Source organism: Streptococcus sanguinis (genome assembly GCF_003943655.1).
GTDB classification, from domain to species: domain Bacteria; phylum Bacillota; class Bacilli; order Lactobacillales; family Streptococcaceae; genus Streptococcus; species Streptococcus sanguinis_F.
Genome location: NZ_RJMM01000003.1, coordinates 105,136 through 116,857 on the forward strand (window position 1 = coordinate 105,136; position 11,722 = coordinate 116,857).

10 protein-coding genes and 2 pseudogenes are annotated in these 11,722 nt (G+C 44.0%); 6 read left to right on the plus strand and 6 right to left on the minus strand.

Annotated features, from left to right (window positions below):
* Positions 1 to 14 precede the first annotated feature (14 nt).
* Genes D8886_RS02725 through murD form a run of 3 tightly spaced genes read right to left on the minus strand, consistent with a single transcriptional unit; the run spans position 15 to position 3,647 of the window.
* Positions 15 to 1,226 carry a cell division protein FtsQ/DivIB gene (locus D8886_RS02725; RefSeq protein WP_125434162.1) on the minus strand — a complete coding sequence of 404 codons (1,212 nt, stop codon included), beginning with the start codon at positions 1,224 to 1,226 and terminating at the stop codon, positions 15 to 17.
* The gene (locus tag D8886_RS02730) at positions 1,223 to 2,293 is read right to left on the minus strand and encodes a UDP-N-acetylglucosamine--N-acetylmuramyl-(pentapeptide) pyrophosphoryl-undecaprenol N-acetylglucosamine transferase (RefSeq protein WP_125434163.1); all 1,071 of its coding nucleotides are present in this window, start codon (positions 2,291 to 2,293) and stop codon (positions 1,223 to 1,225) included. The genes D8886_RS02725 and D8886_RS02730 overlap by 4 nt, the downstream gene beginning before the upstream one ends.
* A 1-nt stretch (position 2,294) precedes the next feature.
* The gene (murD, locus tag D8886_RS02735) at positions 2,295 to 3,647 is read right to left on the minus strand and encodes a UDP-N-acetylmuramoyl-L-alanine--D-glutamate ligase (protein WP_125434164.1); all 1,353 of its coding nucleotides are present in this window, start codon (positions 3,645 to 3,647) and stop codon (positions 2,295 to 2,297) included.
* A 283-nt stretch (positions 3,648 to 3,930) separates the two neighbouring features.
* Here murD and D8886_RS11770 point away from each other — a divergent pair, with 283 nt between their 5' ends.
* The 6 genes and pseudogenes from D8886_RS11770 to D8886_RS02765 all read left to right on the plus strand — a co-directional run bounded on the left by D8886_RS11770 (position 3,931) and on the right by D8886_RS02765 (position 9,096).
* Complete coding sequence (locus tag D8886_RS11770) at positions 3,931 to 4,476, plus strand: TetR/AcrR family transcriptional regulator (protein WP_419153040.1); 546 nt, start codon at positions 3,931 to 3,933, stop codon at positions 4,474 to 4,476.
* Positions 4,469 to 4,702: pseudogene (locus D8886_RS02745) on the plus strand (transposase); the annotation flags it as partial. The gene D8886_RS11770 and the pseudogene D8886_RS02745, both read left to right, overlap by 8 nt.
* A gap of 76 nt (positions 4,703 to 4,778) precedes the next feature.
* On the plus strand, positions 4,779 to 5,678 hold the full coding sequence (locus D8886_RS02750; RefSeq protein ID WP_002929682.1) for a CPBP family intramembrane glutamic endopeptidase: 900 nt from the start codon (positions 4,779 to 4,781) through the stop codon (positions 5,676 to 5,678).
* Positions 5,679 to 5,930: 252 nt separating this feature from the next.
* A pseudogene (locus D8886_RS02755) lies at positions 5,931 to 6,232 on the plus strand (serine hydrolase); the annotation flags it as partial.
* Between the two features lie 201 nt (positions 6,233 to 6,433).
* The gene (locus D8886_RS02760) at positions 6,434 to 8,230 is read left to right on the plus strand and encodes a serine hydrolase domain-containing protein (RefSeq protein WP_125434166.1); all 1,797 of its coding nucleotides are present in this window, start codon (positions 6,434 to 6,436) and stop codon (positions 8,228 to 8,230) included.
* Positions 8,215 to 9,096: an alpha/beta fold hydrolase gene (locus D8886_RS02765; RefSeq protein WP_185761233.1), complete on the plus strand. Its 882-nt coding sequence runs from the start codon at positions 8,215 to 8,217 to the stop codon at positions 9,094 to 9,096. The genes D8886_RS02760 and D8886_RS02765 overlap by 16 nt, the downstream gene beginning before the upstream one ends.
* A 27-nt stretch (positions 9,097 to 9,123) precedes the next feature.
* Here D8886_RS02765 and D8886_RS02770 read toward each other — a convergent pair whose 3' ends face one another.
* From D8886_RS02770 to typA, 3 genes are all read right to left on the minus strand, one after another.
* On the minus strand, positions 9,124 to 9,384 hold the full coding sequence (locus D8886_RS02770) for a DUF3165 family protein (protein WP_002929676.1): 261 nt from the start codon (positions 9,382 to 9,384) through the stop codon (positions 9,124 to 9,126).
* A 75-nt stretch (positions 9,385 to 9,459) separates the two neighbouring features.
* Entirely contained in the window at positions 9,460 to 9,729 is a 270-nt protein-coding gene (locus tag D8886_RS02775; protein WP_221762834.1) for a DUF3165 family protein, read from the minus strand.
* Between the two features lie 23 nt (positions 9,730 to 9,752).
* Positions 9,753 to 11,600, minus strand: coding sequence for a translational GTPase TypA (gene typA / locus D8886_RS02780; RefSeq protein ID WP_125434168.1), 1,848 nt, complete (start codon positions 11,598 to 11,600; stop codon positions 9,753 to 9,755).
* Positions 11,601 to 11,722 lie beyond the last annotated feature (122 nt).

Below are 11,722 nucleotides of genomic sequence, written 5' to 3' on the forward strand. Positions count from 1 at the left end.
TTTCTACATATAATTTAGCGATTTTCGGTATTTCCCGGGTTTTCTGTTGAATTTTGTNGCTCTGCAGATTCTTGTTCTTGACTTTCTGTCACCTGCTCAGCCGCTTGTTCTGTTGGCTGTCCCGTCGATTCCTCTTCTGCTTTCTGCTTTTCTTCGTCAGAAGAAGACGACTCGTTTTGAGCTCCTTCAACATAACTAAAAATCCCTGCTTCCATATCTACAACACTAGGTACACCCTCTTCCAATTGCGATTGTATTCCCTTGTAATATGGCAGTTTTTTGGCAATATGCGAAATTGGTACCAAGACTTTGTTGCCATCATGCATGGTCAGCGTAACCAAGTCCGGTGTCACCTTGCTTGGAGTCAACTGAACTGTCTTAATATTTTTCTTGACCGAAGCCGGTACCTTTTCAATTTGAAGGGCAAATTCCTTAATCAATTTTTTATCTGAAAACTCTATCGAAATATGGGTTTCTGGCAAAGAATCTGCAGCAGTCGGGTCCGAAATAACCTGCCCATTTGTCAGAATAGGATAGTATTGACCACCCTCATGCAGATAGGCCAGAACTCCGTACTCCTTGACCTTTACCTGAAAAGTAATCGGAAACTGATAAGCCATCTCCAAATTGTTAATCCAAGGACTAGACGCTTTCATATTGCGGATATGATTGCCGCCATTGATAAAGGTTGTTAAAGTATAGTCCTTCTCATCAATCTTACTGCTTTTGAGCAGGTCTTCCTGACTGACCATTTGGTTCCCTGAAAATTTGATTGTCTTCATGGTCGCCAGTGGCGTCAAAAAATAAACTGACAGGAGAAAAATCAAGCCACTGCCCAGCAAAACCGGCAGTGCTCGATAAATATGAATCCTCGAGATACGAATCTTAGCAGCTTCTTTTTCTGCCTTTTTCTGAAGTTTCTCCAGTTTTTTGCGCTCTTTATCGCTCAATTCGCTCTCTAGCTCAGCTTCAGATGAGTCATCTTCCAAATATTCTGTTTCTTCCTCTTCATAAGATGAGTCATCTTCTTCCGTCTCTTCAGCTATTTCTCCGCCTTCGATTGAGTCCTCAGCTTCAGCTTCTTTTGCTTCCTCTTCTTCCAGCTCCTTTTGTTTGCTGGCCTCTTCCTGAGCCTTCTTTTCAAGATATTCTTTGTTTCGTTTCTGCCATTCAGAGAGGGGCTCACTTACCTCTTCCTTTGGCTCGTCGTGGTTTTTCTTGCTCATTTCTTTCCTTTGTCAATATCCGCTTTCAATAAAGCATAAAATTCATCTACAGACTTGATTTCCTGAGAGTTTTGCATAGCTTGATGATAAGAAGCTTGATTAGCCAAAAGGTCATCAAGGGCTGTCTGTAAATTGCTCATATCCAGCTGTTCCTCTGCCAATTGCTTGGCATATCCCTTTTTCACAAAATAATCGGCATTTTCAATCTGATCGCCGCGGCTGGCTTCGCGTCCCAGAGGAACGATAATATGCAGCTTGGCCATGGCCAAAAGCTCAAAGATTGTATTGGAACCGCCTCGGGTCACCACTACATCTGCCAAATCCATCAAAGGCTGGTAGAGGTCAGTTACATAGGCTCTGCGAAAGAGACGTTCAGACAAAACATCTAAACTTGCATCGCCTGTCAGATTGATGATGTTATAACGCTCGGTCAGCGCAGCTTGATTTTTGCTGACAAAGTCATTAAAGACCTTAGCACCAGCAGAACCTCCGACAAAAAGCAGAGTGGGCAGCCCTTTATCAAAATACTGACGAATTTCTTCCAGTTCCTGCGGTGCGACTGACTCTTGGTTGCCGACCTTGGTCACAGCTCCGATATGCTCAATCTTGGTCAGACTGGAACTTTGCTCAAAGGTCGCATACATCTTGGTCGCACACTTATAAGCGATTTTATTGGCCAAGCCAATGGATAGATCTGATTCATGAACGTAGACGGGCACTCCGGACAGTCGGGCTGCAATCACGGGCGGAACGGATACAAAGCCTCCCTTAGAAAAGAGAGCCTGCGGCCGTACCTTGAGCATAATGCCCAGCGACTGAAAAATGCCCCAGACGACCTTAAAACTATCCAGCAGATTCTGCCATGAAAAGTAGCGACGAAGCTTGCCCGTAGCTACCGAATGGAAGGTCACGTCCAATCTTGACTTTTGGATTTCCTGATACTCAATACCATGCTTATCGCCAATATAGTGGACCTGCCAGCCTTCTTTGATAAATTTCGGAATCAGGAGAAGGTTGAGGGTCACATGCCCGACTGTTCCTCCGCCTGTAAATACAATCTTTTTCATCTTAACCTTTTAATTCTTCAAATGCAGCGAGAAACTCATCGCCACGGACTTCAAAATTACTATACATATCCCAGCTGGCATTAGCAGGACTAAGCAAGACAACGTCTCCTGGCTTCGCTTGATCAAAGGCCTTATGAGCTGCATCTCGGACATCAGTCGCATCTAGATAAGAAACGCCAGCCTGATCAGCCGCTCTCTTTACACGCGCAGCTGATTGTCCTAAGATAACCATTTTCTTGAGTCCTTTGAGGTCAGGCACTAACTCGTCAAATTCATTGCCACGGTCCAAGCCGCCCGCAATCAGAATCACCTTGCTATTGTCAAAACCAGATAAGGCTTTCTGGGTTGCCAAGATATTGGTAGACTTACTGTCATTGTAAAAGGCAACCTCATTTACCTGCCCCACATACTGGAGGCGGTGCTTAACACCCCCAAAAGCTGACAAGACTTCTTTAATCGTCTGATTGTCAATGCCACGCAGCTTGGCTACTGCAATCGTAGCCAGAGCGTTTTCAATATTGTGACTGCCAGGAACGCCGATTTCAGCCGCCTGCATAATCGCCTCTCCGCGGAAGGTCAAGACATCACCCTCTAGATAGGCACCATCCACCTTTTCAGTCGTTGAAAAAGGCACAACAGTAGCCTGAGCCTGGCTAGCCATTTCCTTGGCCCAGTCTTGATTGAAATTCAAAACCAGATAATCATCAGCTGTCATGTTTTTCTGGATATTCCACTTGGCAGCTGCATATTCCTCAACAGAGCCGTGATAATCCAAATGAGTCGGCATGAGATTAGTAATAACAGCGATTTGCAGATGAAAAGCTTCAATTCCCATCAACTGGAAGGAAGACAGTTCCATGACCAGTGTATCCTTGCTGCTGGCTGTTTGAGCTACTTGACTGGCAGGAAAGCCGATATTACCAGACAAGAGACCATTTTGACCGCCAGCTGTCAAGACTTGCGCAATCATGGTTGTGGTCGTCGTCTTACCATTTGAACCCGTAATACCAATAATCGGCGCTTCAGAAATTAGATAAGCCAACTCGACTTCAGTAATGACTGGAATCTTCTTCTCCAGAGCTCGGACGACCATGGCATTGTCATATGGAATACCTGGATTTTTCACCATCAGTTCAAAGTCTTCGTCCAGCAACTCCAAGGGATGGCCTCCTGTCACCACTTTAATGCCCTCTTCTAGCAAGGATTGGGCAGCAGGATTTTCCTCGAAAGTCTTCCCATCGTTAACTGTCACGATAGCTCCTAATTTATCTAAAAGGCGAGCAGCTGACTCACCCGACTTGGCCAATCCTAGGACCAAGACCTTCTTATTGGCAAAATTTGCTATATTTTTCATAAGCAACCTCTTCCATTCATACTTCATTCTATTTTACCTTTTTTTGTGGAAATAAAAAAGGGGCAAGGGCAGAAGATTTGAGAAAAATGATAAGTTTTCATCTTCCTGCAATCTTTTGAAATATATGGTAATAGAAGAAAAATTTTGTCTTTTTTTTTTGCATTTTTGTTTTTGAAAGTGTTATACTAATCATAGAAAGAAGTTACCAGCGGTAACTAGCAAAAACATCTCGAAAGGAGGAGGAAAATTGGCAGAAAAAAAGCCGCCTTTAAAAGAACTATTATTGCAGGCTGGCTTTGATAGCATTGCTGCTCATGGCTGGCAAGACCTGTCGCTTCGGAAGTTAGCAAGTAGCTGCAAGGTCAGCCATGTGGCTAGCTACCGCCATTTCAAAAACAAGGACGATTTGATGTTCGCTTTGGTTCCAATCATTTCCAAACATTTTGCTGATTTTCTAAAAGAGTCGGAAAAAGAAGACCAAGCGCCCCGAGAGAAAATTCTACAGCTGGCTCTACAGTTTATCAACTACTCTCAAGTCCATGCAAATTTTTTCGATTTTCTATTTCTCAGCAAATACAGCCTAGCTACGCAAAATGATGATACAGGGCAAATGGAGCTGGAAAAAAGAGTCGCCTCTTTTGACTATAATAAGGAGAAAATAGAGGAATTTATCCAGTCACTTGACGGCGACTACGACTTCAATCAGGTTTTCATGCACTTGGGGAGTTTTGTCTTCGGCATCAGTCTTTTAGTCCGGCAGAAAATTTATCCAGCAGACAAGAAAGAGCTGACATCACTCATCCAAACGACACTCGCTTTTTATCAATAGGAGGTTTCCCTACCAGATTTGGCACAGCATTTATTCGACAAACCTCATTGAGTCTCTTAACAAAGAAATCAAACGTCAAACGAAAAAGAAGGTTCTTTTTCCTAACGAGGAGGCTCTGAAACGTTACTTAGTTACTTTGTTTGAAGATTATAATTTCAAGCAAAGTCAACGAATCCATAAAGGGTTTGGCCAATGTTCTGACACACTTGAAAGCTTATTTGATTAAAACTACATAACTCTACTAGAGTGTTTACACAAAATTATTGACAGTATCGAAAATTCTTATTTAGAAAGGAAAACATATGGCACATATTTATCAAGCGACACATCATTCCTCTAGTCTAGAAACTTTGCAAGAAGAAGCAGGGGCGAAAAACTGGTGGCTGAGCATGCCTCTAGCTTTTCTGGCGCTCGGTCTGGGCATGTTGCTCAGCGGGCTCTTGTCTCAATGGCTGATACAACCCTTTATCAATGTTTCTAATCAACTCGTATTAGAAGAAGTGAGCACCCTTCTATTTCATGGTATCAGTGCTCTTCCCCTTCTCCTTGTGGCTAAGTTTTGGGAGCACCGCAGTCTTGCGAGCTTTGGTCTCTGGTGGGAAAAGCTGGGCAAAAATCTCCTGTTTGGAGCAGTTATAGGATTCTTGACGACAACGGCAATTATTGGCGTTAATGCGCTAGCTGGTCAGCTCCATTTTCGACTAGGAAATCAATTTAATCTCGCACTCTGGCCCTATTTGCTCCTTATGATTTTCTTGGAGGCCTTAGCCGAAGAAGTCATTTACCGCGGCTTTGTCCTGAACAAGCTCCGCACCAAAATGGGGCTTGTCCCAGCTATTGCCCTAGGCAATCTCTTCTTTGGTCTCATGCACACATTCAAGGGTGGCGCTCCTTTCTCTTACATCCTGAGCGTGACCTTGTCGGGCGTTCTCTTTTCCCTCCTTTTTGCCCTGACCGATAATCTCTGGCTGGTGGCGGCGACCCATGCTCTTTACAATCTGACCCTTACAAATATCTTTGGCCTTGTTGAGAGCGGTCCGACTTTCCTGCGGACGACCTTAAGTAGCGACAGCAATCCACTTTTAGTTGGAACGGCTGCCATTCCTGTCGTAGGAGGGATCCTGGAGCCAATCACGATGACCTTGATTTGCCTTTTCATCGCTTATCTGGTCAAGAAAAAAGCAGACGCCAAGGCCTTGTAAAAACGTTAGAATGACTGTAAATCCGATAAATTTGACGAATAAATAAAAGAAGGGAGTAACCCTTAACTGAAAAATGACCGTTCTACCTACTCGTTTTCATCTTCATTTTCAAAAAACTTTAGAAATATTTTAGAAATACTTTATAAATATTTGAAGTTTGTCCTTTAAACTGGAAGTGTAACCAAATTAAAAGGAGGACAATGATGAAAAAAATCATTTTTGAAAAGCGCTGTAGCGCTAGTAACTTGTGGCTTGCTCGCTCTAGGAGCGGGTCATGTTCAAGCTGACCAGCAGAAATTGCCGTCGGGCACATCCTACGACCAAATCGGTCAGAAGATTGAGGACTACTACAAGGAGCACGAAAAAAACAGTGCTGGTATGGCGACGACCGTCATTGACAAGGACGGACAGACCATTTACCAAAACAACTTTGGCTATATGGACAAGGAAAATAAGCAAGCGGTGGATGACAACCCGGTCTTCGAGTGGGAGGGTCAACGACCAAAATCACCGTCTGGGTCAGTGTCATGCAGCTCTGGGCAAGATGGCGGATTTGGTTTAAATAGTCATCAAACAGATATAAACCAGCATTGCTATGATAGCAATGCTGGTTTTGTTTAGCACTTCCCCCCCACTTTTTCTACCACTTACCTGCAGAAACTTACCACTTACCGAAAAAGGGTAGATTTGGCGCTGCCCTTTTGTTAGGATAAGGGGGCAAAGGGGAAGGCAGTTTAAATTCTAAGGAGGCAATCATGAAAACATCATTTTTGAAAAGCGCTGTGGCGCTGGTAACATGTGGCTTGGTGGCTTTTGGAGCAGCGCAAGTTCGAGCTGACCAGCAAAAATTGCCGTCGGGCACGCCTTATGACCAAATCGGTCAGAAAATTGAAAATTTCCACAAGGAACACGAAAAAACCAGCGCGGGACTGGCGGCAGCAGTCTTTGATAAGGACGGCCAAACCATTTACCAAAAGAACTTTGGCTATATGGACAAGGAAAAAAAGCTGGCTGTGGACGACAACTCGGTTTTTGAGTGGGGCTCTGCCACCAAATTGACCGTCTGGCTCAGCGTCATGCAGCTCTGGGAAGAAGGAAAAATTGACCTAAAAACAGATATAAAAGAGTATTTGCCCAAGGATTTCCTGAAACACCTCAAATACGACAAGTCCATTACCATGATGGATCTGATGAACCACCAAGCGGGTTTTGATGAAACGCCGCTGAACACAGGAACAGGCAAGAGCTTGGAAGAATTACTAAAAAGCCAGCCCGCTCAAACTTATGAGCCAGGGACGGTGACATCCTATTCCAATTACAGTACAGCTCTAGCAGGCTATATCGTGGAGCGCATCAGCGGACAGGACTTTGCGGATTATGTCCACGAGCATATTTTCCAGCCTTTGGGCATGAACCATACCGCTCTCTTACCTGATTTGTCGGACAATACCTATGTCCGAGACAAGCGGCAGGGTGAGAAAACCTATGATACAAACGGAAGTTTATATCTAGATAAATTGCTTCCCGCGGATATTTATCCAGCGGGGCAGGCGACAGGGACTTTTGCCGATTTCAAGCGGTTCGCGCAAGCTCTTTTGAGAAAGGAAAAGCTCTTTAAGCGCCCAGAAACCTGGAATGAACTGTATCAGACAACTTCTACATTCTCAGATAAAGCAGTCGCTAAGAATGCCCACGGCTTTTGGGTGACAGAGTATGAGATAGGCTCTATTTTAGGGCACGGCGGTCATTCTTTTGCCGGTTTTTCAACCATGATTTCGCTGGATTTCAAGTCGGGTATCGGCATGGTTACCATGGTAAATCAGAGAGAAGAAGCCACCTTTTCTTTCGGTCTGCCCGATTTAGTCTTTGGCAAGAAAAAGCAAGCCCCTAACCAGTCTCAAAAAGACTTTCAGGAGGGCATGTATCGGACTTCCCGCTCCATTCAGCAAGGCCCGACCTCTATTTCGCGCCTTACTCCTGTTTATACTTTTTATGTGAAAGATGTGATCAAAGACGGTCATCTGCTACTCAGCAACTACTGGCTTTGGCAACATCGCCAAGGACGAACAGAAGTTGAAACAACCTATAATCATTTAGAAAAGCTCTCGCTTTGGGAGGTGGTAAAGGATTATGGTTCTGTCGCTCTGCTGGGTCTCGCAGTTGTTTATGCTGTGCTTGTTCTTTTGTTAGCTGCTTTGGGTAAGGTGTATCGCTTGCTTTTTGGGAAAGAAAGTAAAAGAGCGACTCCAAGAAGTTGGAAAATTTGGCATTATGGCACTTGCGGACTGATTTTGGTTAGCCTAGTCAATCTAGCAGGTCTCGTCATCGTTGCCGTTTCGGGCAAGTACATGCCCGATTATCGCTGGCAAGCCATTCTCTTTGCCTTCTTAGCACTGATTTTTCTGGTCAATGCTGCGCTGCCCATCTTCCTGCGCTCAACCTTCCAAGTGAGCAAGGGTCGAAAAATCTTGACCTACTTGACCAGCAGCGCTTCACTTATCGTCGTTCTCAATATCCTCTACTGGAGCCTCTACCAATGGTGGGCACTTTAATAGAAAGGAAAGCTATGACCCATTCTCAAAAAATCGAAACAATGATTCAAAACGGATCCGACCAACTCTACACCGTTTGCTATCCCAATCCTGACAAGGAAACGATTATCCTGCTGCACGGTGGACCGGGAACGCCTGATGACTTCAAGCTCTTTATCCCTAAGCTCGAAAAAGATTATCAACTGATTGTCTTTCACCAGCGGGGAACGAGAAAATCGCCCTGCCTGAGTGGCGACTACAGCATGGAAGCCTACATTGCGGACATCAACACGATTGCCGATCACTTCAATGTAGATAAATTTCACCTTTTGGGACATTCCTGGGGCGGATTGTACGCGCAAATCTACGCCAGCAAAATCCCTGAGCGGGTTCTTAGTCTCTTTCTTTCCTCTCCGGGAACAGGCACGAGCAAGCAGTGGCAGCAAATGGAAAAAGAGATGATGAATTACAATAAAAATCACTGCACGACTATCGAATGGCTAAAAATGGGAATCTATTCTCTGCTCGGCAATCTTGGTAGTTCCAAGGCTTCGCAAGCTCTCTTTCGCCAAGTTATCCGTAATTACAATGCCGACTATCCAGCCTTTCATGATGTGAAACTAGACATGAGCAATGTTTCAGTCCAAGCAGGCAATCAGACAAGAAAGGAAATTATGGCCTATCCTCTCTTGCCCCGACTAGAAGATCCTGCTTTTCCTATTACCGTGACTTTCGGTGACAATGATATTTTTGGTGCTAGCATGCACTTTGTCATCAGCCGCTATCCCAGCGCTCAGGTGTTCACCATTAAAAACAGCGGCCACTTCCCATTTCTCCACAATCCAGAAGACTACTTTGCTATCTTGCACCAGCATTTTGGAGCATAAAAAGAACCTATAAAAGCAAGACCGCTTTTATAGGTTTTTCTTTTCTTTTTTCTTGACGGGCATTCTCGCTAAATCCCGCAAGGCAAAATAAGCAAGAAAGGTCACGCCAATGCTGACGAAGATTTCGCTAGGCAGCTGGAAAATTCGGAAAGCTGCTAGAGTTAAGAGGATGAGCAAGACAACTAAGATAAGCACCAGCGTCACTACATTGAGTGTTCCGCGAATGCTAGGCGGAGCAGCAAAAATGTAAAATAAGAGAATGAGAATTCCCACAATCAAATAAAACATAAACCTATTGTTTTTGTAAAAAAAAGAGCAAAAACTCAAAACGTCTATCCGACTTCCTAAGTTCTTGCTCATTTATTATTCTTCATCAAAATTCTTTTTTGATTTCTTAGGCGGATTGAGACGATTAATATCCCGCAAAGCCAAGACGGTCACTACGGATAGGCCAAATCCTACAAAATATTCAGCTGGCAATTGGAAAATCTGAAAAATGCCTAGGCCAAATAAGATAATCAAGGCCACAATCAGTAAAACCATGGTCACAGCATTAACAGTGCCTTTAATACTGGTTNGAACAGCAAAAATGTAGAAAAAGAGGATTAAAATTCCAATGATAAGGTAAACCANCTTGCTGCTCCTTTCCTTTTTGCTTATTCAGCTGCAGCTGATTTTTTCTTTTTATTGGCTTTTTCGCGTTCTTGTTTGTTCAAAATTTGCTTACGCAGACGAATAGATTCTGGCGTTACTTCCATGTACTCATCGTCATTCAAGAATTCCAAAGATTCTTCCAAAGTCAAAATGCGCGGTGTCTTGATAACAGCTGTCTGGTCCTTGGTCGCTGAACGAACGTTGGTCATTTGTTTCGCCTTAGTGATGTTAACTGTCAAGTCGTTTTCACGAGAGTTTTCACCGATGATCATTCCTTCGTAAACCTCAGTACCTGGGTTGACAAAGATAGTCCCACGCTCTTCGATAGACATGATTGAGTAGGTCGTTGCCTTACCAGCATCGATAGATACCAAGGCACCGCGATGACGTCCACCGATTTCACCTGGAATCAATGGCAAGTATTGGTCAAAGGTATGGTTCATGATACCGTAACCACGAGTCATTGACAAGAACTCAGTTGAGTACCCAATCAAACCACGAGCAGGAACCAAGAAGACCAAACGAGTTTGACCATTACCAGTAGCCACCATATCCAGCATTTCACCCTTGCGTTCTGAAAGGCTTTGGATAACAGATCCTTGATATTCTTCAGGTGTGTCGATTTGGACGCGCTCAAATGGCTCACATTTAACACCGTCGATTTCTTTCACGATAACTTCTGGACGAGATACTTGCAGCTCATACCCTTCACGACGCATGGTTTCAATCAGAATTGACAAGTGCAATTCACCACGACCTGAAACAATCCACTTGTCTGGTGAATCAGTTGGTTCAACACGCAGAGATACATCTGTTTGCAGTTCAGCCTGCAGACGTTCTTCAACCTTACGAGAAGTTACCCATTTTCCTTCGCGGCCAGCAAAAGGTGAGTTGTTAACCAAGAAGGTCATCTGCAGAGTCGGCTCATCAATATGCAGAATTGGCAAAGCTTCAACAGCATCTGTCGGTGTAATCGTCTCACCGACAAAGATATCTTCCATACCTGAAACGGCAATCAGGTCACCCGCTTTTGCTTCGTTGATTTCACGACGCTCCAAGCCAAAGAAACCAAATAGTTTTGTAACACGGAAGTTCTTGGTAGTGCCGTCTAATTTAGACAGGGTTACTTGGTCACCAACCTTAACAGTACCACGGAAGACACGGCCGATACCGATACGGCCAACGAAGTCATTGTAGTCCAAGAGTGAGACTTGGAACTGCAAAGGCTCATCTGAGTTGTCCACTGGTGCTGGAATATGGTCGATGATGGTATCAAAGATTGGTGCCATTGTTTTTTCTTGTTCAGCTGGATCATCTGACAATGAAGATGTTCCGTTGATAGCTGAAGCATAAACAACTGGGAAATCAAGCTGGTCATCATCTGCACCAAGCTCAATGAAGAGTTCCAATACTTCGTCCACTACTTCTGCCGGACGAGCTGATGGTTTGTCGATTTTATTGACAACAACGATTGGGACAAGGTCTTGTTCCAGGGCTTTTTTCAATACGAAACGAGTTTGTGGCATGGTTCCTTCGTAGGCATCTACGACCAAGACAACACCATCAACCATTTTCATGATACGCTCAACTTCTCCACCAAAGTCCGCGTGTCCTGGTGTATCCATGATGTTGATACGAGTCCCGTTGTAAGCAACGGCTGTATTTTTAGCAAGGATCGTAATACCGCGCTCTTTTTCGATATCGTTTGAGTCCATAGCACGCTCTGCCAACTCTGTACGAGCATCAAGAGTTTCAGATTGCTTCAATAATTCGTCAACAAGGGTTGTTTTCCCGTGGTCAACGTGGGCGATAATCGCAATGTTACGGATATCTTCTCTTAATTTTGTCATTTTTTCCTCTGAATTTTTAAATTTTATTTCTAACTGAACAATTATACCACAGACGCAGGCAAAAAACACGGCTTTGATAAGTGTAAATGTTTTCATTAAAAAATATGGGAGCTGCATGAGGA

Bases quoted from the DNA above. Each gene is read 5' to 3' on its own strand.
- D8886_RS02730 (WP_125434163.1), bottom strand. From the start codon at position 2,293: ATGAAAAAGATTGTATTTACAGGCGGAGGAACAGTCGGGCATGTGACC.
- murD (WP_125434164.1), bottom strand. From the start codon at position 3,647: ATGAAAAATATAGCAAATTTTGCCAATAAGAAGGTCTTGGTCCTAGGA.
- D8886_RS02750 (WP_002929682.1), top strand. From the start codon at position 4,779: ATGGCACATATTTATCAAGCGACACATCATTCCTCTAGTCTAGAAACT.
- D8886_RS02760 (WP_125434166.1), top strand. From the start codon at position 6,434: ATGAAAACATCATTTTTGAAAAGCGCTGTGGCGCTGGTAACATGTGGC.
- D8886_RS02765 (WP_185761233.1), top strand. From the start codon at position 8,215: ATGGTGGGCACTTTAATAGAAAGGAAAGCTATGACCCATTCTCAAAAA.
- D8886_RS02770 (WP_002929676.1), bottom strand. From the start codon at position 9,384: ATGTTTTATTTGATTGTGGGAATTCTCATTCTCTTATTTTACATTTTT.
- typA (WP_125434168.1), bottom strand. From the start codon at position 11,600: ATGACAAAATTAAGAGAAGATATCCGTAACATTGCGATTATCGCCCAC.